18 protein-coding genes and 2 tRNA genes are annotated in these 20,237 nt (G+C 47.0%); 10 read left to right on the forward strand and 10 right to left on the reverse strand.

What is annotated here, in order from left to right:
• Positions 1-7: 7 nt before the first annotated feature.
• Positions 8-1,294, forward strand: a complete 1,287-nt coding sequence (gene fucP / locus E4T80_RS08455) for an L-fucose:H+ symporter permease (RefSeq protein ID WP_135057324.1) — start codon at positions 8-10, stop codon at positions 1,292-1,294.
• 279 nt (positions 1,295-1,573) lie between these two features.
• Positions 1,574-3,019: an aldehyde dehydrogenase gene (gene aldA / locus E4T80_RS08460; RefSeq protein ID WP_194186321.1), complete on the forward strand. Its 1,446-nt coding sequence runs from the start codon at positions 1,574-1,576 to the stop codon at positions 3,017-3,019.
• Between the two features lie 39 nt (positions 3,020-3,058).
• Here the strand turns inward: aldA and E4T80_RS08465 are convergent, their stop codons facing one another.
• From E4T80_RS08465 to gloA2, 7 genes are all read right to left on the reverse strand, one after another.
• Positions 3,059-3,721 carry an NAD(P)H-dependent oxidoreductase gene (locus tag E4T80_RS08465; RefSeq protein WP_135057327.1) on the reverse strand — a complete coding sequence of 221 codons (663 nt, stop codon included), beginning with the start codon at positions 3,719-3,721 and terminating at the stop codon, positions 3,059-3,061.
• 82 nt (positions 3,722-3,803) lie between these two features.
• Positions 3,804-5,132, reverse strand: a complete 1,329-nt coding sequence (hslU, locus tag E4T80_RS08470) for an HslU--HslV peptidase ATPase subunit (protein WP_194186322.1) — start codon at positions 5,130-5,132, stop codon at positions 3,804-3,806.
• Between the two features lie 23 nt (positions 5,133-5,155).
• Positions 5,156-5,293, reverse strand: a complete 138-nt coding sequence (locus E4T80_RS13005) for a hypothetical protein (protein ID WP_194186320.1) — start codon at positions 5,291-5,293, stop codon at positions 5,156-5,158.
• A gap of 18 nt (positions 5,294-5,311) precedes the next feature.
• Positions 5,312-5,659: a hypothetical protein gene (locus tag E4T80_RS08475; protein WP_135057332.1), complete on the reverse strand. Its 348-nt coding sequence runs from the start codon at positions 5,657-5,659 to the stop codon at positions 5,312-5,314.
• Positions 5,660-5,717: 58 nt separating this feature from the next.
• The gene (gene hslV / locus E4T80_RS08480; protein WP_135057333.1) at positions 5,718-6,236 is read right to left on the reverse strand and encodes an ATP-dependent protease subunit HslV; all 519 of its coding nucleotides are present in this window, start codon (positions 6,234-6,236) and stop codon (positions 5,718-5,720) included.
• Positions 6,237-6,378: 142 nt separating this feature from the next.
• Positions 6,379-7,089 carry a DNA/RNA nuclease SfsA gene (gene sfsA, locus E4T80_RS08485; protein WP_135057335.1) on the reverse strand — a complete coding sequence of 237 codons (711 nt, stop codon included), beginning with the start codon at positions 7,087-7,089 and terminating at the stop codon, positions 6,379-6,381.
• A gap of 189 nt (positions 7,090-7,278) precedes the next feature.
• Entirely contained in the window at positions 7,279-7,674 is a 396-nt protein-coding gene (gloA2, locus tag E4T80_RS08490; RefSeq protein ID WP_135057338.1) for an SMU1112c/YaeR family gloxylase I-like metalloprotein, read from the reverse strand.
• A gap of 109 nt (positions 7,675-7,783) precedes the next feature.
• Here gloA2 and mutY point away from each other — a divergent pair, with 109 nt between their 5' ends.
• The 5 genes from mutY (at position 7,784) to E4T80_RS08515 (ending at position 10,566) form a co-directional block, all read left to right on the forward strand.
• Entirely contained in the window at positions 7,784-8,896 is a 1,113-nt protein-coding gene (gene mutY, locus E4T80_RS08495) for an A/G-specific adenine glycosylase (RefSeq protein ID WP_135057341.1), read from the forward strand.
• Positions 8,896-9,168, forward strand: coding sequence for an oxidative damage protection protein (locus E4T80_RS08500; RefSeq protein ID WP_047977662.1), 273 nt, complete (start codon positions 8,896-8,898; stop codon positions 9,166-9,168). The genes mutY and E4T80_RS08500 overlap by 1 nt, the downstream gene beginning before the upstream one ends.
• Positions 9,169-9,178: 10 nt before the next feature.
• A complete protein-coding gene (gene mltC / locus E4T80_RS08505; RefSeq protein ID WP_135057344.1) occupies positions 9,179-10,270 on the forward strand; it encodes a membrane-bound lytic murein transglycosylase MltC in 1,092 nt (363 codons plus the stop codon).
• 125 nt (positions 10,271-10,395) lie between these two features.
• Positions 10,396-10,471 (forward strand) — tRNA-Phe (locus tag E4T80_RS08510).
• A 19-nt stretch (positions 10,472-10,490) separates the two neighbouring features.
• Positions 10,491-10,566, forward strand: a tRNA-Asn gene (locus E4T80_RS08515).
• Positions 10,567-10,828: 262 nt separating this feature from the next.
• Here E4T80_RS08515 and dapF read toward each other — a convergent pair.
• Entirely contained in the window at positions 10,829-11,653 is an 825-nt protein-coding gene (gene dapF / locus E4T80_RS08520) for a diaminopimelate epimerase (RefSeq protein WP_135057347.1), read from the reverse strand.
• A gap of 154 nt (positions 11,654-11,807) precedes the next feature.
• Between dapF and E4T80_RS08525 the strand changes: the two genes are divergently transcribed.
• Together E4T80_RS08525 and E4T80_RS08530 are read left to right on the forward strand one after the other, a co-directional pair.
• Positions 11,808-13,130: an anaerobic C4-dicarboxylate transporter gene (locus E4T80_RS08525; RefSeq protein ID WP_135057350.1), complete on the forward strand. Its 1,323-nt coding sequence runs from the start codon at positions 11,808-11,810 to the stop codon at positions 13,128-13,130.
• A gap of 149 nt (positions 13,131-13,279) precedes the next feature.
• Positions 13,280-14,227, forward strand: a complete 948-nt coding sequence (locus tag E4T80_RS08530) for a hypothetical protein (protein WP_135057353.1) — start codon at positions 13,280-13,282, stop codon at positions 14,225-14,227.
• 146 nt (positions 14,228-14,373) lie between these two features.
• On the opposite strand, the gene E4T80_RS08535 is transcribed toward E4T80_RS08530, so the two are convergent.
• Together E4T80_RS08535 and E4T80_RS08540 are read right to left on the reverse strand one after the other, a co-directional pair.
• Positions 14,374-15,537 carry a hypothetical protein gene (locus E4T80_RS08535; protein ID WP_135057357.1) on the reverse strand — a complete coding sequence of 388 codons (1,164 nt, stop codon included), beginning with the start codon at positions 15,535-15,537 and terminating at the stop codon, positions 14,374-14,376.
• 156 nt (positions 15,538-15,693) lie between these two features.
• Positions 15,694-17,385: an ABC transporter substrate-binding protein gene (locus E4T80_RS08540; protein WP_228064787.1), complete on the reverse strand. Its 1,692-nt coding sequence runs from the start codon at positions 17,383-17,385 to the stop codon at positions 15,694-15,696.
• 192 nt (positions 17,386-17,577) lie between these two features.
• Between E4T80_RS08540 and mutS the strand changes: the two genes are divergently transcribed.
• Positions 17,578-20,175, forward strand: coding sequence for a DNA mismatch repair protein MutS (gene mutS / locus E4T80_RS08545; protein ID WP_135057360.1), 2,598 nt, complete (start codon positions 17,578-17,580; stop codon positions 20,173-20,175).
• The last annotated feature ends 62 nt before the right edge of the window (positions 20,176-20,237 follow it).

Raw genomic sequence — 20,237 nt, forward strand, 5'->3', positions numbered from 1 at the left:
GCTGACAATGAATGTAAACGTGCTTGAAAAACGCTATGTTGTACCCTTTATTTTAATTACCTTCCTTTTTGCGTTGTGGGGATTTGCCAACGACATTACCAACCCGATGGTTGCGGTGTTTCAAACCGTAATGGAAATACCGGTTTCGGAAGCGGCGTTGGTACAATTCGCCTTTTACGGCGGCTATGGCACAATGGCGATTCCGGCGGCATTGTTCGTCAGCCGATACAGTTATAAAGCGGGGATTTTGCTGGGATTAGCCTTATATGCCGTGGGCGCATTGCTGTTTTACCCTGCCGCCCGTTATGAACTGTTTAGTTTTTTCCTGTTCTCCCTCTATATTTTAACCTTCGGGTTGGCATTTTTAGAAACCACCGCCAATCCGTATATTTTATCAATGGGCGATCCGCAAACGGCAACCAGACGCTTAAACTTAGCGCAATCGTTTAACCCCTTGGGGTCGATTACCGGTATGTTTGTCGCTTCGCAATTAGTGTTGAGTAACTTACAGTCGGAACAACGGGACGCTGCCGGCAATTTAGTGTTTAGCACCTTATCGGTAGCGGAAAAAGCGGCGGTACGCAGCCACGATCTCGGTATTATTCGCAACCCCTATGTTGTGTTGGGAATGGTGGTGATCGCCATTTTTGTTTTGATTGCAATCGTCAAAATGCCGAAAACCAAAATTGAGGGTAGCGATAAGATTGGCTTTATGCAAGCGGTCGGAAAATTGGTTAAGAATGCAAAATACCGTGAGGGCGTAATTGCGCAGGCGTTTTATGTCGGTGTGCAGATTATGTGCTGGACGTTCATTATTCAATATGCCGAGCGGCTAGGGTTCAGCAAAGCCGAGGCACAGCATTACAATATTGCGGCAATGGTGATTTTTGTTTCCAGCCGCTTTATCAGCACCGCCTTGATGAAATATGTCAAAGCGGAAGTAATGCTGGCGTTATTTGCCACAGGCGGTTTCTTCGCTATTTTAGGTGTGATGTTGATTGACGGCGTGTTAGGCTTGTACTGCCTGGTGCTGACGTCGGCGTTTATGTCGTTGATGTTCCCGACCATTTACGGCATTGCGCTCTACGGTTTAAAAGAAGAATCGACCCTCGGCGCAGCCGGATTGGTGATGGCGATTGTCGGCGGTGCATTGATGCCACCGTTGCAAGGCATATTGATTGACCAAGGGCAACTGTGGGGATTGCCTGCCGTTAATGCTTCGTTTATCTTGCCGTTGATCTGTTTTATCGTGATCGGCATTTACGGTTACCGATGCTGGCGGGTCTTAAAATAACCCTGAACATGCTACAAGACCGATTCCATAGGGATCGGTTTTTTATTGTGCGGTGAAAGCAGTCTGCTTCTTATCAAATCTTGCAAAAATGCTTGCTCTGCCCGATAAACCGTTTTTTTGTCGGAAACGGGCATTTTTGTTGAAAAATAAGTCGGAATTTTGTGAGTTTGTTCACATAAATTTAACAAGAATGTGTTTTTTAGCTGATTTTTAGACGTTTTGGGTCTGTTTAAGCGTATCTTGCTGATTACTGACATTAATGTAAAAGGAGCAATCACGATGATTAAACACTACCAAATGTATATTAATGGTGAATTTTCCCCCTCGGTTTCAAACCGCACGTTCGCCGTGTATAACCCGGCAACCGAGCAAATGATTTTCGAAGTACCGAGAGCGACTATTGAGGATGTAAAGCGAGCGATTACTGCCGCGGATCAAGCCCAACCCGATTGGGAGCAACTGCCGGCAGTCGAACGAGGGCGATATTTGCATTTGATCGCTGACGGTATTCGAGCCAGAGCAGCGGAAATTGCCGAAACTATTTCGTTGGAAATGGGCAAAACATTGAGTTTAGCCACCGTGGAGGTCAATTTTACCGCCGATTATCTAGATTATATGGCGGAATGGGCGAGGCGTTATGAAGGTGAAATTATCCAAAGCGATCGCCGTAATGAACATATTTTGCTCTATAAAAAAGCGATTGGTGTCGTTACCGGCATTTTACCGTGGAATTTTCCGTTCTTTTTAATAGCCCGCAAAGCTGGTCCTGCGTTGGTTACCGGCAACACGATTGTGATCAAACCGAGTGAAGAATCCCCGAATAACGCAGCACTTTTTGCCGACATTGTGCATAAAGTCGGGCTGCCGAAAGGGGTTTTTAATCTGGTAACCGGCTTTGGCGATGAAATCGGTGAAGAACTCTCTGCTAATGAAAAGGTGGGAATGGTCTCGTTTACCGGCAGCCAATTAACCGGACAAAAAGTGATGGCAGCGGCAAGTCAAAACATCATCAAGGTGAATTTAGAGCTAGGCGGCAAAGCACCGGCGATTGTGCTGGCAGATGCCGATTTAGACTTGGCGGCAGAGGCGATAGTCAATTCCCGTATCATAAATTCCGGTCAAGTGTGTAATTGTGCCGAGCGGGTGTATGTGCAGCGTAGTGTCAAAGCGGCATTCTTGGCGAAGCTGGTGGAAAAGATGCAAGCGGTCAGTTATGGCGATCCCTTTGCAAATTCAGCGATTGATATGGGGCCGTTGGTCAATCAAAAAGGCTTGCTGAAAGTAAAAGCATTGGTTGAAAACGCTGTTGCAGAGGGGGGACAGATCGTCCTTGGCGGCAATGTTGTCGATCAAACCGGTTACTATTTTGAGCCGACCATTATTGATAACGCCAATAACACAATGGCGATTATGCGTAGTGAAATTTTTGGGCCGGTGATTCCGATTGCGACCTTTGATACGCTCGATGAAGCGATTACACTCGCCAACGATTGTGAATATGGTTTAACCTCATCGATCTACACCCAAAATCTCAACTTGGCAATGAAACTGATCTCCCGCCTGAAATTTGGTGAAACCTACGTCAATCGGGAAAATTTTGAAGCAATGCAAGGCTACCACGCCGGTTGGCGAAAATCCGGTATTGGCGGTGCAGATGGCAAACACGGGTTAGCGGAGTATTTACAAACCCAAGTAGTGTATTTGCAGTTTGGTGATGAGTTGTAATGCTTATAAAAAAACAGGCACTTAATGTGCCTGTTTTCGTTATTCCACCCATTTCACCACGTCTTCGAGTGCTTTACGGGCTTTTGGTTTGATAGGTTTGGCACGGTAGCCGAAGGTCGCCATTACGGAAACGCCCCATTCTTGCGGATCGAACACGTCGGCATCGGCTAAGATTTGATTGACGGCTTGGTAGTCAAAGCCTTCAATCGGGCAGCTGTCGATGCCGACCAGTGCCGCGCCGGTGAGCATATTGGAGAGGGCGATGTAGGTTTGCTTGCTTGCCCAGTCAAATAACGCCCGCTCGCTTTCGAGTAAATTGCTGTCGTGCTGTTGGAAAGCCTTATATTTTTCAACAGCTCCAGCCATTTGTTCTTCGCTCAAGCCGCGTCTTACCATTGATTCGCGCATAAATGCGGAGTCGTAACGGTTGTTTTTCTTGGCGAGAAACACAACGAGGTGGCTGGCATCATCAATTTGGGTTGCCATTCCCCAGCTGACTGGTTTGAGCTTTTGGCGAAGCTCGGGGTTTTGAATAACGACAAATTGCCAAGGCTCTGAGCCGACCGAGCTTGGTGAAAGCCGCCCTAATTCAAGGATATAATTGAAATCCTCTCGGCTGATTTTGCGAGTCGGGTCGTAATTGCGGGTGGAGGCTCGGAAATGGAAGCCGTCCAGCACTTGTTGTTTGGTGATTTGTGTCATTTGCTTTTCCTTCTTTGTTAAAAATCGGGCGGATCTGACCGCGTGTTGAAACAAAAAGCCCCACGCAGGTGAGGCTTTGCGGTTAGAGAATAAAGCGGCTTAAATCTTCGTTTTCGACCACATCATTGAGGGCATTTGCGACATAATCCGCATCAATGGTAATTGTCTCTCCTGAACGTTCGTTTGCATCAAACGAAATGCCGTCTATTAGGCGCTCAAGCACGGTATGCAATCGTCTTGCGCCGATATTTTCGGTTTTTTCGTTCACTCGGAAAGCGGATTCTGCAATGCGGCTGATGCCGTCCGGTGTGAAGATGATCTCCACCCCTTCCGTTTGCATTAACGCTTTGTATTGCAGGGTGAGAGAGGCACTCGGCTCGGTTAAAATCCGTTCAAAGTCGTCTTTCGTCAGGGATTTGAGTTCGACCCGAATCGGTAAACGTCCTTGCAATTCAGGTAATAAATCGGACGGACGGGCGACTTGGAATGCGCCGGAGCAGATGAATAAAATGTGGTCGGTTTTGACCATTCCGTGTTTAGTATTCACGGTGCTGCCCTCGATAATCGGCAATAAATCCCGTTGAACGCCCTCGCGGGAAACATCGCCGCCGCTATGCTCGCTTTTTTTGCAGATTTTGTCGATCTCATCGATAAACACGATGCCGTGCTGTTCGACCGCATAGATCGCTTGCTGTTTCAGTTCTTCCGGATTGATCAATTTCGCCGCTTCTTCATCAATTAACGCTTTCATTGCGTCTTTGATTTTCATTTTGCGTTTTTTGGTTTTGTTCGGTGAAATCCCTTCAAACAGAGATTGAAGCTGGGAGGTCATCTCTTCCATTCCCGGCGGTGTCATAATCTCAACGTTCATTGGGGTGGCAATCTCGATTTGAATTTCTTTATCGTCTAATTGCCCTTCACGCAGTTTTTTGCGGAATGCTTGGCGGGTCGCTTTGCTGCTTTCGCTGTCTTCGGTATTGCCCCAGTTATCTTTTGCCGGCGGTAAGAGAATGTCTAAAATGCGATCTTCCGCCGCTTCTTCTGCACTAAAACGGTTTTTTTCGACCGCTTGTTGACGGACTAATTTGACGGCCACATCGGTCAGATCACGGATAATCGAATCGACTTCCTTACCCACATAGCCGACTTCGGTAAATTTAGTCGCTTCCACTTTGATAAACGGGGCGTTAGCGAGTTTCGCTAATCGGCGGGCAATCTCGGTTTTACCCACACCGGTCGGGCCGATCATTAAAATATTTTTGGGGGTAACTTCTTGACGCAGATTTTCAGGTAACTGCATTCTCCGCCAGCGGTTACGCAGGGCGATTGCCACGGCACGTTTGGCTTCCGTTTGCCCGATAATATGGGCGTCTAATTCTGATACTATTTCACGAGGGGTCATTGACATAATCGTTCTCTATTTAGGTTTAAAGGTTAAAATATGTTGTCGAGAAACATTTGGCGATCTTGCTTTAAGAAGTACCGAATGGTTTCTTCGGATAAACGGGATTTTTCGATATCTTGTTCGTTATAAGGCTTGCCTAAACCGCCGATAGCTATCCAATAATTCAAATCATTATAGTAATGAGGTTACTCAACATTCCTCAGTACATTTTCATAGCACTCTTGAAAAGGGGATTTTATCTTCTCTTTTAGGATACAAATACCGATTAACATATGGTTGTCGTGCGTTTGTTGATAAATATCTTCCATTATCGCGATAGCTTGCGGATAGTTTTTGAAAAAATCAATCTGAATTGTCCCATAAAGGCGTTTCCAGCGTAAATCGCGAGGATTTTGTTGCATTTTCTCAAAAACTTCGGCTGCAAAAGCTGTTTTTTCTGCCGCACTGCCGCTAAATGCCAATTTAGCGGAGTCCATCACCTTTTGATTATAGTTGTCCAACTCTGCTTTGCGGTGATATTGATAGCCGAGCATTACAGAAAAGAGGCAATCACTATCGCAAGGGTATCAGATATCGCTTCATTGTTTACAGCTAAACTTCCTCAATAATATGATTAAGATTTGAGTAAATATCAATTTCGCCGGCAATTTTCAGCGCTTCTGTAACAATCTCTTTGGCGGATAAATCGCTATTGCGTAACAAGGCGAGAGCGGCGGATTTGGCATAGTTACCGCCTGAGCCGATAGCAAGTACATCTTGTTCCGGCTCAATCACATCGCCGCTGCCAGAAACCAGTAGAAAATCCGTTTGATCGGCAACAATCATCATCGCTTCTAATTTTCGCAACGCGCGGTCGGAACGCCACTCTTTCGCCAGCTCAACTGCCGATCTGACTAAATGCCCTTGGTGCAGTTCCAATTTTTTCTCAAATAGATCTCGCAGAATAAACGCATCCGCCGTTGAGCCGGCAAAGCCGACCGCCACTTTATCTTTATACAAACGGCGGACTTTCTTCACCGTACCTTTTTCCACGCAGTTACCCAATGTGGCTTGACCATCGCCACCAATCGCCACTTTACCGTTGCGGCGTACACATACAATCGTTGTCATTTTGAATCCTTTATTTTTGCAAAACTGCTCCCTATGTGGTGGCAGATAGGGGAATTTCAAGCAAACAGACGATGTTTGAACCAAACAAGCGGTTGTTTATGGCTTCTTTTTTGCAAAAAGTCCCACTGAACTCACCGCTTGCTTAGCCGAGCGGGTGGGTTAATTGCAAAGCGACGGGGCGGTTTTGTTCAAGGCTCACTTCGGCTTTATAGACTAAAACCTGTACGCCGTGCTGGCGGGCTGTGTCGAGCAGTTCGGCATATTTGGGGTCAATGTGTCGGGCGACCTCAAAGGTTTGAATGCCGGTATGCAATACGGCAAACAGAATAACGGCGCGTTGTCCTTGTTTGGCAAGCTGGGTTAGTTCCCGCAGATGCTTTTGCCCGCGTGTTGTTTGGGCATCGGGGAACATTCCCACGCCGTTTTCCGCCAGTAGCGTGGTGGATTTTACTTCTACGAAGCAATCGGGCTGTCCGGTACTTTTCAGCAGAAAATCAATGCGGCTGTTTTCTGCGCCGTATTTTTGTTCCGGCAGGATTTGTGGGTAATCCGCCAGTTCGGCTATCCATTGTTGTTGCAATGCTTCTGCGACGAGCTGATTTGCCCGTTGGGTATTGACGCAAATAAAGTTGCCTGATTGGGTTTCGGTAAGTTCCCAAGTGTGGGCATATTTGCGTTTGGGGTTATTTGAGGTTGAAAACCAAACGGTATCGCCGGCGTTAGCGCAGCCGGTCATTGCACCGGTATTGGGGCAATGGATCGTGATTTCTTCGCCGTTGGGTAGGCGAATGTCCGCCAGAAAGCGTTTGTAACGGCGTAGTAAAATGCCGTGGGAAAGCGGGGGAAATTGCATTACATTCCTTATTTGATTATATTATCGCCACTTAAAATACAATGGGAGAGTGGTCGTGTTATTATTCTTTAAGTTTATTTTATTATATATTTGTTCGCGCATTATCGGGGATATATTTGATATTTCCGCCTCTTACATTTATTTTTCGCTTAGCTTTATTTATTTCTTTTTTTACATCAAAGCTAAACCTTAGCTTTCATAAAGTTCCAACGGTAAATTGTCCGGATCACGAAAAAAGGTAAAACGTTTTTGGGTAAGCGGATCTCGGCGAATCAGCTCACATTCAATCGCATTTGCGGCTAAGAAAGCGACCGCTTGATTAAGGTCGGCAACCCGAAAGGCAAGATGGCGTAATCCGCAGGCTTCCGGCGTGGTTGGGCGGGGCGGCTGGTTGGGAAAACTAAAAAGTTCGATTTGCGAACCGTCCGCAAACTGTAAGTCCAATTTATAGCTTTGTCTCTCTTCTCGATACTGTTCACTCACAATTTTTGCGCCTAAAATCTCGCAATAAAAGCGTTTGGATTTTGGGTAATCGGCGGTGATAATAGCAATATGATGAAAGCCTAAAATAATCTGATCGTGCATCTTATTTCCTTACAAGTGGTGTGATGGCGGATAAAGGTTGCAAAAATACGGTCGTCATCGACCGCTTGTGAGAGTATAGACCCTTTAATTTTTATTGAAAGAGTGTGGTGTGAAAATAAAATCTCAATTTCCGTTGGCACAATCCCGTGCCGATGCGCCGTTTGCGCGTGCCGTGTTAGCGTGGTATCAACAATATGGGCGTAAGCATTTACCGTGGCAACAGGGCAAGACCTTTTATGGCGTGTGGTTGTCGGAAGTGATGTTGCAGCAGACCCAAGTCGTTACCGTCATTCCCTATTTTGAGCGGTTTATGGAACGTTTTCCGAGTGTAACTGACTTAGCTAATGGTTCGATTGATGAAGTGTTGCACTTGTGGACAGGGCTGGGTTATTACGCGCGGGCGAGAAATTTGCATAAGGCGGCGCAGCAAATTCGGGATCAATACGGCGGCAATTTTCCGACTGACTTTGATGATGTGTTGGCATTGTCCGGTGTTGGACGCAGTACGGCGGGGGCGATTTTGTCTTCCGTGCTGGATGCGCCGCACCCTATTTTAGACGGGAATGTCAAACGGGTGCTTGCCCGTTATTTTGCCGTGAGCGGTTGGGCAGGCGAGAAAGCGGTTGAGAATAAATTATGGGATCTGACCGCTTGCGTAACACCGACCACGCAGGTCGCCGATTTTAATCAAGCAATGATGGATCTGGGGGCGATGATTTGCACCCGCTCCAAGCCGAAATGCAGTCTATGCCCGTTGCAAGCGGATTGCCAAGCTAATGCCCGTCAGGCGTGGGCGGAATTTCCGGCGAAAAAAACGAAAAAAACCTTGCCGGAGCGGACGGGCTATTTTTTGATTTTAAAACAGGGGTCAAAGGTATTATTAACGCAGCGTGAGGCAAAAGGCATTTGGGGCGGGTTGTTTTCATTTCCGCAATTTGCCTCGTTAGCGGAACTCAAGCGGTCGATTTCAACGAAAAATTTGCAAATATCGCAGCAATTAATCGCTTTTCGCCACACGTTCAGCCATTTTCATTTGGATATTTACCCGATATTAGTCGAGCTTCCCGCCGATTGTGTGCAGGAACAGAGTGGAAATTATGGCGCCGGCATTTCTTCAAAATCGGAATATTGGTATGATTTATGCCGACCGAGCGAGATTGGTTTACCAACGCCGATTAAACGTATTTTAGATGAATTAACTTTAACACAAGGGGATCAATAATGGCACGAACCGTTTTTTGTGAATATTTAAAACAAGAGGCTGAAGGGCTGGATTTTCAACTTTATCCGGGGGAGATCGGCAAGCGGATTTTTGATTCGATCAGCAAACAGGCGTGGGCGGAGTGGATTAAAAAACAGACGATGCTGGTGAATGAGAAAAAACTGAATATGATGAATCCCGAACACCGTAAGCAGTTAGAAACGGAAATGGTGAATTTTCTGTTTGAAGGAAAAGAAGTGCATATCGAGGGCTATGTGCCGGTTGAGAAATAGTTGGTGCTAAATGAAAAAATATCTGAAATATTTGCCGTTAGTGGCGATTATTCCGTTTTTGGTGGCGTGTAGCGGCGGCTCAAAGAAATCAACGTCTAAACGGACGAAAAACGATTACACCAAAGATACCAAAGGGTTGGATATTCTCACGGGGCAATTCTCCCGTAATATCGATCAAATTTGGGGGGTGAATGAGTTGCTTCAAGCCAGCCAAAAAGATTACGTTAAATATACCGACCGCTATTACACCCGTAGCCATATCAGCTTTGAAGACGGGCAGATCATTATTGAAACCTTGGGCGACCAAAACCGCCTGCGGAATGCGATTATTCATACTTTATTGATGGGATCGGATGCCTCGGGCATTGACCTGTTTGCTTCCGGCGATACGCCGATCAGCAGCAATCCTTTCCTTGCCGGACAGGTGGTCGATCATTTCGGACGCTCCGTAACCAATATTGCAGTGGCGAATGACTTTGCTACCTACTTAATTCAACATAAAACCAAAACCCGCCGCCTGAAAAACGGGCAAACGGCAACTTATGTTACGATTCCGATGATCGCAAATCACGTTGAAGTGCGGGCAAGACGCTATCTGCCAATGGTGCGGCAAGCTGCGAGACGTTACGGCATTGATGTGAGCTTGATTTTGGGGATTATGGAAGTGGAGTCTGCGTTCAACCCTTATGCCGTTAGCTATGCGAATGCGATTGGTTTGATGCAGGTTGTGCCGAGAACGGCGGGGCGGGATATTTTTGCCCGCAAAGGCTTTGGCGGTCAGCCGGATCGGGATTATCTCTACAATCCTAGCCAAAATATTGATGCGGGTACGATGTACCTGACGATTTTGCGTGATGAGTACCTAGACGGCATTACCAATCCGACCGCAAAACGTTATGCGATGATTTCAGCCTATAACAGCGGCGCAGGCGCGGTACTGCGCGTGTTTGATCGGGATAAATGGGAAGCAATCGATCGGATTAACCATTTACAGCCGGAGGCTGTATTCCGAATTTTAACCACGGCTCACCCTTCTTCGCAGGCTAGAAATTATCTGTTGAAGGTAAATAAGGCACAGCAAAAATACCGTAATGTACGCTAAAGTGTTGTTTTTTAAAGCGGTTTGAGTGAAAAGCGAACGGTTAAACGTATTTTTTTACTTTTTTGAAAAAAACGTTTGACGAGCGAGGCGGAAATCAGCATAATGCACCCCGCAAACGACGAGATGCCTCGATAGCTCAGTCGGTAGAGCAGGGGATTGAAAATCCCCGTGTCGGTGGTTCGATTCCGCCTCGAGGCACCACTTAAATTGCAAACTCTTTTCCTCCTTAGTTCAGTCGGTAGAACGGTGGACTGTTAATCCATATGTCGCAGGTTCGAGTCCCGCAGGAGGAGCCATATTAAGAGGCCCCGCTGAGAAATCAGCGGGGTTTTCGCTTTTGATAGTAATGCCGTAATAAAGCAAAAAAACAAGCGGTCAGATATTGGGAAAATCTGACGCGCTTGCGTGATAGTTAAAATTTGTGATCTATGTCTTATTTTTGCATAATTATGCAAATCTTTGATGGCGTAAACATAAAAATCGGGCTATGATACGCAGCGAAAAATAATAATGATCCCTCAATCGTCATACTTATGCGGCATTTTTACGCCGCTTTTTTTATAAGTGAATAAAACCGTCATAAATATGCACGGCATCTCCGGTCATAAACAGCGGTGAACCAACCCCTTGCCATTCAATATTAAGCGTACCGCCGGGGAGATCAACCCGCACAGTGCTATCTAATACCCCTTGCATAATGCCGACCGCAACTGCTCCGCACGCCCCGCTACCACAGGCTTGAGTTTCGCCTGCGCCACGTTCGAATACGCGTAATTTGATGTGATTGCGGTTAAGTACTTGCATAAAGCCGATATTTGCCCGTTCCGGAAAACGTTCGTGCCGTTCAAGTAACGCACCTAACTCATTCACGTTGGCTTTTTCGACATTTTCCACTTGCAAGACGCAGTGAGGATTACCCATTGAAACAACACCGCACAGCACCGTTTGAATCGGCGTTCTTAGAATATAGTTTTTCTCAAATTTATTGGCGGTAAAGGGGATTTGCGCCGGCTCCCAAATCGGCTCGCCCATATTAACTCGAATTTGCTCGTTATCTTTTAAGCTCAATACCATTTTGCCTTTGGCGGTGCTGACGTGAATATTCTGCTTATTCGTCAGCCCTTTTAGCGTAACAAAACGGGCAAAGCAGCGTGCACCGTTGCCGCACTGGGAGACTTCACTGCCGTCTGCGTTGAAAATGCGGTAGTGAAAGTCTAAATCGGGATCGTAGGGCGGCTCTACCAAGAGTAATTGGTCAAAGCCGACCCCTCGGTGGCGGTCGGCAAGTTTGCGGATCACCTCTTCAGTTAAGTAAACATTTTGAGTAACCCCGTCGATCACCATAAAATCGTTGCCTAGTCCGTGCATTTTTGAGAATTGCATATTCCTTCCTCTAAATTCATTTTTTTCTTGATTTGGATTATAGAGATTCCCGTTATTTATTGCTATATTGCTCGCCCTTTCTAGAAGGTATCCGCTCTCAATACAACAAAGCATAGTATGGGGGCATTCTGTTAAAATGACAATGGAGCAAATTATGTCCACAATGTTTCTGATTCAATTTGCTGTCGTATTACTCTGCATTTTAGTCGGTGCACGCATTGGCGGCATCGGCTTAGGGGTAATGGGCGGTGTCGGTTTGGCAATATTATCATTTGGCTTCGGTTTAGCGCCGGCGGGATTGCCCCTTGATGTAATGCTGATGATTATGGCTGTTGTTTCTGCGGCAGCGGCAATGCAAGCTTCGGGCGGTTTGGATTATATGATCAAAATTGCGACGGCAATCCTGCGTAAGAACCCGAAATATATCACTTTTATTGCACCGATTGTAACTTGGACGTTTACCGTATTAGCGGGGACGGGGCACGTTGCCTACTCGGTACTGCCCGTGATTGCGGAAGTGAGCCGCCATAACGGTATTCGCCCTGAACGCCCGCTTTCAATGGCGGTGATAGCCTCGCAATTTGCGATTGTCGCTAGCCCGATTGCTGCGGCGGTAGTGGCAGTGGTCAATTACTTAGAACCGCAAGGGATCCATTTGGGCGATGTGTTAAAAGTAACAATGCCGGCAACCTTTTTAGGCTTGCTCTGTGCCTGTGTGATTGTCAATAAAATGGGCAAAGAATTAAAAGACGATCCGCACTATCAACGCCTGTTACAAGATCCGACCTGTGTGAAAGAGAACCACGCGAATACTAATCCTGCGGATATTGTGATTAGCCCAACGGCGAAAGTGTCGGTCGGCTTATTCCTCTTTGGCTCGCTCTTGGTGGTGCTGATGGGGGCAATACCGGAGCTTCGTCCGCAATTTAACGGCAAACCGATGGGAATGGCACACACGATTGAAATCGTAATGCTCGCAGTCGGTGCGTTGATTATGTTGATTTGTAAACCGAACGGTAACGCCGTAACCCAAGGCTCGGTATTCCACGCCGGTATGCGTGCCGTGATTGCCATCTTCGGTATTGCGTGGCTGGGCGATACACTAATGTCTGCGCATATGGCTGAAGTGAAAGCAATGGTTTCAAGCCTTGTTGAGACAGCTCCTTGGGCGTTTGCTTTTGCTTTATTTGTGTTATCGGTATTGGTAAACAGCCAAGGTGCAACGGTGGCGACATTATTTCCGCTCGGTGTGGCATTAGGCATTCCCGCCCCAATCTTAATCGGAGTATTTGTAGCGGTGAACGGTTATTTCTTCATTCCGAACTACGGCCCGATTATCGCCTCGATCGATTTCGACACCACCGGAACAACCCGTATCGGCAAATACATCTTCAACCATAGCTTTATGCTGCCGGGCTTATTGAGTATGGCGTTTAGCATCGGCTTTGGTTTACTGTTTGCGGATCTGCTACTCTAACAATGCCTGACAAGCGGTCGGTTTCTTGGCAAATAACACAAAGTACAAAGGGTGCTTTACAAAAAATTTGCCGAAATCGACCGCTTGTTTTTGGCGATTGAGCTAAATTGGCGTAATATGACGCAGTAGCTTTGAAGGAGGAATAGTCAATGAAACGCATCACATTACTCGCTTTATGCTTGATGGCTCACACGGCATCGGCGGCAAACGATGAACAAAATTGGGTGGACGAGCAACACGCAGCTTTGAAAAGTCGCTTATCCCGCTGGTCGCATAATCTTGACGGCTGGATTGGCACGCCCGACCCAAACAAACCTGCCTCGGCAAATTTACGCATTATGTTGGATAACGAGTGGAATCGTTATGACGGCTATTCAATTAAACCGAGAGTACGTGGCAAAATCAAACTGCCGGCATTAAAGCAGCATTTGAGCGTGGTATTTGGTGATGAAGATTTAGATAACCAAGCCCGTGATAAACAGCAACTACACCGAAATTATCGAGAAGCCTTACAGGGCGATAAAAAATACGATAAACGCCAAACCCGAGAGGACAATGCCTCCCTTGCGTTACGCTGGTCAAACGGCATTAAAAATCTGGGGATTAAAACCGACCTTGATTTGGGGGTACGCTCGGGCGCTGATGTATTCCTGCGGGCAAGGGCGAGTAAAACTTGGCACTATAACGACACCTACTCCACCCGCTTAGAGCAAATTTATCGCTACGGCATCAATAGCAAACATTATCTGCGCACTAATTTAGAAAATAAACTCACTGAAAACGACCAACGTTTTATTACCAATCATACCTTTCTCCAATATACCAACGATATTGACGAAGACATTCTTTGGGGCAACAGTCTCTACCGCCAACATAATTTTGCCGGCTATAAGCAACTGAACTATGGGATTTTGATCGGCGGCGAGTTAGACGATAAAAAATTCTCGCTCAACACTTACGGCCCATTTATTAACTGGCGACAACCGATTTTGCGTGAATGGTTATTTATTCAACCGGAAGTGCATTTCTACAACAGTAAAAAAGAAGATCGAAAACATCACCTCGGCGCATTCTTACGGCTAGAAGCAATTTTTTAGTGGGGGGATAGGTTTATCTATATCCGATTTAGGGTATGCCAAACAGCTATTCAAGGATATGGAAAATACAATAATCAAGTAAAGGGAAGCAACGCTTCCCTTTACTTTTGTAAAAAATCCCCTAAAACCAACCGCTTGTCAGTTTTTTAGTCTGATTTTACTGTCCAAATCTCCCCGTTTTCAAGTAGCAGATAGGCTTGGTTGGCATCGGATTGGGTTTTGATAATCGGGGCAGGTAACTTGGTGGCGAGTTTTTGTAGATTGCCCTGTTTATCAATGATGCTGATTTGGGTGTAGCCGTATTGGGGAACGACAACGAAATTCTCCGTGGCGGCGGTGAGGTTGGTTTCGTGATCGCCGTAGTGGTGATTGCTCATTCCACTTTCAATGAAACGGGGACGCAGTTGTTTACCCTTTTGGGTGTATTCCACTAATTTGCCGGCTAAATGGGGCATTTGCACGGCGTAGAGGGCGTGGTTAAACACAAAAGGCGATTGCCAGCGATTTGACGGTAGCGGTTCGCTTTCGGCGTTGAGCGTTAGTTTGCCCTGTTCTAACCCGACCAATACGGTTCTTGCCCCTTCACCCTTGCCGGACATTACGGCGACCAACTGACTGTTTCCGTTGTGCGAAATGTGAGTTAGCTGGTTGGCTTCAAATACTAACCCTTTGATATTCAACGGTTCGGCTAAGGGTTCAAAGTTATGGCGTTCTAAATAGACTAGGCTGGCGGCTTCCATATCATCACCCAACACAGCGTGTTGATAGGTTTCCCGATCCGGTTCGGCTAATACCGCAATATGCCCTTGTTTAGCATTTTCACTGTTGAAATCAATTTGATACGGGCGTGCATCGGGCAAGACATATTGGCGGGAAAGCGCTGTGATTTTAGCGTGCTTACCTTCGGTTTCGATGCGAGCGAGTTTATAGCCGTCTTGCTGTTTGACGACGCCGATAGTAGCGAAAGCAAGAGCGTGCATTGTGGCGTTCTCTGCCATTGGAATCGTGGACGTATAGCGTTTATCTTTTGTCCACAGTAAAAAATGCCCGTTGGCATCGGCAAGGGCAATGCGACCATAATCCGCTTGCGGTGCGATCTTCGGCGAGACATTCTCGGCTAATCGTTGGGTTTGCCCGTCTTTTAATTGCCACAGTTCGCCTTGTTGATTGATGACGATCAGCTCGCCGTTTTCGGCAACGTCCATTTGGCTGATATATCCCACTGCTTTAAGTGGCTGTGGGGCGAGGTGAATAGCGGCGTTCGCAACGCCTGCGATAAAGAGTAGGCTGAGGGAAAATACGGTTTTCATTGTTCATATCCAACATATCATTACCGACCGCTATACAAGCGGTCGGATAGGGTTCATTGTTTGCAACGGCAATCATAACCAAATTTTGCCCGGCATACGCTATTTTTTCTTATATCGGAATGATAGGCGCGGTCATTTGAACCGCACCTGAGCGGGTTATTTTTCCAAATAGAGATCTTTTAGAAAATAAACGCCTTGCGGGCTTTTGCCCTCATAACCTTTTAATTTCGGGTTTTTAATGATTTGACCGGCATAGTGATAAATGGCAACAAACGGGTAATGGCTGTCTAGCTCGGCTTCCGCTTGAGCGTAGATTTCTGCCCGTTCGTCATCATTTTTGGCATAATAGGAATCGTGGATAAGCTGATCGAACCTTGGGCTGTTAAAGCCGATATAATTTTGAGCGCTATTGGAGAGGTAGTAGGTCAAAAAGGTCGTGGCCTCGTTATAATCGGCGATCCAAGCGGAGAACGCAAGAGTATAATTTTTCTGATTTTTGGTATCCAGAAAGGTTTTCCACTCCATATTTTTTAATTTAATATCCGCCATTCCGTCTAAATTCTTTTTCCACATTGAGGTTACCGCAATCGCAATTTCTTTCAAGCCCTCGTTTGTGTTGTAGAGCAACTCGGTTTTTAGCGGATTGGCTTTGCTATAACCGGCTTCGGCGAGTAATTTCTTAGCCGCATCATTGCGTTGGGCTTGCGTCCAACTGGCATATTCCGGCAGTTGAATCCGCTCACCGCCTTTAATGTACGGCGGGGTAAAGGTGAATGCCGGCGTTTGCCCGAAATTCAACACTTTATAGGTGATAATATCGCGCTCAACCGCTAAATTTAACGCTTTGCGTACCCGAATATCGTCAAAAGGCGGCGTTGCGAGGTTCATTTCATAGGTAAATGTACCCAATTTACGATTTCTATGAATTTGTGAACCATAGTCTTTTTGGAATTTGGCATCACGGTAGAGGCTGCCGGGGATATACGAAATATCCAATGCGCCGGTGCGATAGCGGGCAATTCCTGCTGTTTCGGTCAGGACATAAAAGGTTGCTTTATCAATCACCGTTTTTTCGTTATCCCAGTAATTTGGGTTGCGTTTTAGGACGATTTTTTCATTTAACACCCGTTCATCAATTTGATAAGCCCCGTTACCGACCAAATTTTGCGGGCGAGTCCATTCATCGCCGTATTTTTCCACAGTGGCTTTATGAACGGGATAGAGCGAAGCGTGCTGGGTTAAATCCACCGCATAAGGCACGGGCGCGGAGAGGGTCAGTTCTAACGTGTAATCATCAAGGGCTTTAATGCCGAGTGTGTCCGGCGCTTGTTTACCGTCAATAATGGCTTGCACATTTGCCATTTTCATAAAGAGCAAATAAGAGGCATAGGGCGAAGCGGTTTTCGGATCAACCAAACGTTGCCAAGCATAGACAAAATCGTGAGCAGTTACCGGATCGCCGTTCGACCATTTCGCATTGTGGCGTAAGTAAAAACGGACTTTCTGGGCATTGTCTAAATATTCCCACCGCTCGGCGACACCGGGAATAATCCGATCTTCCTCATCGGTATTGACCAAGCCTTCAAAGAGCTGGCGAGCCAGTAAACTTTCGTCCGAGCCTTCCATTTTTTGCGGGTCGAGCGTGGCGGCTTCGGCAGTGGTATGAATGGCGATTTCCTGTTTATCGGCGAGAACCGTCTCTTTGGGTGGTGAGGCGGCAAAGGCGGATTGCCCCAGCGTGACGAAAAGTGTTGCGGAAAGGAAAGGTTTGAAAAATCGTTTTATTTTCGCCGAAATGCTGTGTTGTGCTGTGAGCATAAATACATCTCCTGTAAAATGATTTTGCATAAAATCGGGCTGTGCCGACCGTTTGTATTGATAGCTTATTTTCCAAACAATGTAAAGATATTAAACCTTATGTTAATTTAATTTATTTCACGAAAAAATACTTATCAATAAAGGCGAAAGGTGGCTTTTTTGCGGCTATCCCCATAAAATAGGGCGATAAACGCACACAAAATTAACCTATAAGATCCAAGAATGACTTCAACAGACAAAGCACACACGCACACCCCAATGATGACCCAATATTTACAGTTGAAAGCGGAAAATCCGGATATTTTGCTGTTTTACCGAATGGGCGATTTTTACGAATTATTTTATGATGACGCTAAAAAAGCGGCGGCATTGTTGGATATTTCGCTCACCAAACGGGGGCATTCCGCCGGCGAACCGATTCCGATGGCGGGCGTGCCGTATCACGCGGTGGAAGGCTATCTGGCAAAATTGGTCGCATTGGGCGAATCGGTGGCAATTTGTGAACAAATCGGCGATCCGGCAAGCTCGAAAGGGCCGGTGGAACGAAAGGTTGTGCGAATTGTAACACCGGGGACGGTCAGCGATGAAGCGCTACTACCCGAACGGCAGGATAACTTAGTCGCCGCAGTCTATGTGGAAAAAAACGTGTTTGCCCTTGCCACCTTGGATATGACGTCCGGTCGTTTTTTGATTACCGAATTACCGAGCCAAGAGGCGTTGGCGGCAGAGTTGCAACGCACGCAGCCGGCGGAAATTTTGTACCCCGAAGGGTTTGCCTATCAGGATTTACTTGATCGTTATAAAGGATTACGCCGCCGTCAGATTTGGGAGTTTGAATTGGTTACCGCCATTCAGCTTCTCAACCGCCAATTTGGCACGCAAAATTTGAGCGGATTTGGGGTGGAAAAAGCGGTAGTTGCCCTGTGTGCCGCCGGTTGCCTGTTGCACTATGCCCAAGAAACCCAACGCACCGCATTGCCCCATATTAACGCTATTCATTTAGCCCAACGCACTGATACCATTTTGTTGGACGCTGCCACATGCCGCAATTTAGAATTAACCACCAATCTTAGCGGCGGCACGGAAAATACCCTCGCTGCTGTATTGGATAAATGTGTTACGCCAATGGGCAGCCGCTTGCTGAAACGCTGGATTCATCAACCGATTCGTGATGTGGCGAAGCTCACCGATCGCCAACAGACCATTCTCGCATTGCAAAAAAACGAACGGATCGATCCGCTTCAACCCTTGTTGCAGCAAGTCGGGGATATGGAGCGGATCTTGGCTCGGGTGGCATTGCGAACCGCGCGTCCACGGGATCTCACCCGCCTGCGTACCGCCTTGGCGCAAATCCCGCTGATTGTCGAAAATGCCTGCCAACTGACCCCTTGTTTAGACAAAATGTTGAGCCAATTAGCCGATTTCGGCGAATTACAGGCATTATTGGAACGGGCGATTATTGAAAATCCCCCGCAGTTGATCCGTGATGGCGGTGTGATTGCCGAGGGGTATAATGCCGAACTGGACGAGTGGCGGCAGTTGGCAGACGGTGCGACCAAATTTTTGGAAGAGTTGGAAGCCAAAGAGCGGGCGAAAACGGGCATTGATACCTTGAAAATCGGCTTTAATGCGGTGCACGGCTACTATATTCAGATCAGCCAAGCGCAAGCGCACCGAGCGCCGATGCACTACGTTCGCCGTCAAACCCTCAAGAATGCCGAGCGTTACATTATCCCCGAACTGAAAACCTACGAAGATAAAGTATTAAAGGCGAAAGGGGCATCGCTGGCGTTGGAAAAACAGCTCTACGAAGCATTATTTGATCTGCTGATGCCGCAACTGGCGGCGTTGCAACTGGCGAGTTTGGTATTAGCGGAACTGGACGTGCTGACCAACCTTGCCGAGCGGGCGGAGAGTTTAAATTATGTGATGCCGACTTTCAGTGCCGAGCGGGGCATTAAAATCAAAGGCGGGCGGCATCCGGTGGTCGAGCAGGTGTTGAAAACGCCGTTTATCGCTAATCCGGTCTATTTAAACGGGCAGCGCCATCTGTTGATTGTAACCGGCCCGAATATGGGCGGGAAAAGCACCTATATGCGCCAAATTGCCCTCATTACGCTAATGGCGTATATCGGCAGCTTTGTGCCGGCGGACAGTGCGGAAATCGGGCAGATTGATCGCATTTTTACCCGTATCGGCGCATCGGACGATCTGGCATCGGGGCGTTCAACCTTTATGGTGGAAATGACGGAAATGGCGAACATTTTGCATCAATCAACCGAAAACAGCTTGGTGCTGGTGGATGAAATCGGGCGTGGCACGTCCACCTATGACGGCTTATCGCTGGCGTGGGCGTGTGCCGAATGGCTGGCGAGAAAATCCCAATCGCTCACCCTGTTTGCGACCCACTATTTTGAATTGACCGCCTTGCCGAATCAGCTCAAAGGTGTTGCGAACGTTCATTTAGATGCCCTTGAACATCACGACACGATCGCCTTTATGCACCAAGTGCAAGAGGGCGCAGCAAGCAAAAGTTACGGCTTGGCGGTGGCAGCCCTTGCCGGTGTGCCGAAAGCGGTCATTCAGCTCGCCAAACAAAAATTGGCACAGTTGGAGCAACTTTCCCAGCAAACCGCCGAATTAAACCGCAATGTGCAGGGCGATTTACTGTTTCACGCCGATTTGCAAGAGACACCGACAATCGACCCGCTTGCCGAACCGAGCGAAGTGGAAATCGCCTTACGGGCTATCGATCTTGACGATCTCACCCCAAAACAAGCGTTGGATAAACTCTATCAGTTGAAGCGATTGTTGAAGTAGGGGTAAAAGGTAAAAATGCCGTTTGATTTAGCGTCAAATGGTATTTACTTTGAGGTTCCTAG

The sequence above is a fragment of the Muribacter muris genome, from assembly GCF_004569585.1.
In the GTDB taxonomy this organism is placed as follows: Bacteria; Pseudomonadota; Gammaproteobacteria; order Enterobacterales; family Pasteurellaceae; genus Muribacter; species Muribacter muris.

What these genes read in the sequence shown, in the direction of transcription:
- E4T80_RS08535 (WP_135057357.1), bottom strand. Translation starts at nt 15,537, where the DNA reads ATGAAAACCGTATTTTCCCTCAGCCTACTCTTTATCGCAGGCGTTGCG.
- E4T80_RS08530 (WP_135057353.1), top strand. Translation starts at nt 13,280, where the DNA reads ATGAAACGCATCACATTACTCGCTTTATGCTTGATGGCTCACACGGCA.
- E4T80_RS08475 (WP_135057332.1), bottom strand. Translation starts at nt 5,659, where the DNA reads ATGCTCGGCTATCAATATCACCGCAAAGCAGAGTTGGACAACTATAAT.
- dapF (WP_135057347.1), bottom strand. Translation starts at nt 11,653, where the DNA reads ATGCAATTCTCAAAAATGCACGGACTAGGCAACGATTTTATGGTGATC.
- E4T80_RS08500 (WP_047977662.1), top strand. Translation starts at nt 8,896, where the DNA reads ATGGCACGAACCGTTTTTTGTGAATATTTAAAACAAGAGGCTGAAGGG.
- fucP (WP_135057324.1), top strand. Translation starts at nt 8, where the DNA reads ATGAATGTAAACGTGCTTGAAAAACGCTATGTTGTACCCTTTATTTTA.
- sfsA (WP_135057335.1), bottom strand. Translation starts at nt 7,089, where the DNA reads ATGCAATTTCCCCCGCTTTCCCACGGCATTTTACTACGCCGTTACAAA.
- mltC (WP_135057344.1), top strand. Translation starts at nt 9,179, where the DNA reads ATGAAAAAATATCTGAAATATTTGCCGTTAGTGGCGATTATTCCGTTT.
- E4T80_RS08540 (WP_228064787.1), bottom strand. Translation starts at nt 17,385, where the DNA reads ATGCAAAATCATTTTACAGGAGATGTATTTATGCTCACAGCACAACAC.
- E4T80_RS08525 (WP_135057350.1), top strand. Translation starts at nt 11,808, where the DNA reads ATGTCCACAATGTTTCTGATTCAATTTGCTGTCGTATTACTCTGCATT.
- E4T80_RS08465 (WP_135057327.1), bottom strand. Translation starts at nt 3,721, where the DNA reads ATGACACAAATCACCAAACAACAAGTGCTGGACGGCTTCCATTTCCGA.
- gloA2 (WP_135057338.1), bottom strand. Translation starts at nt 7,674, where the DNA reads ATGCACGATCAGATTATTTTAGGCTTTCATCATATTGCTATTATCACC.
- aldA (WP_194186321.1), top strand. Translation starts at nt 1,574, where the DNA reads ATGATTAAACACTACCAAATGTATATTAATGGTGAATTTTCCCCCTCG.
- hslV (WP_135057333.1), bottom strand. Translation starts at nt 6,236, where the DNA reads ATGACAACGATTGTATGTGTACGCCGCAACGGTAAAGTGGCGATTGGT.
- mutS (WP_135057360.1), top strand. Translation starts at nt 17,578, where the DNA reads ATGACTTCAACAGACAAAGCACACACGCACACCCCAATGATGACCCAA.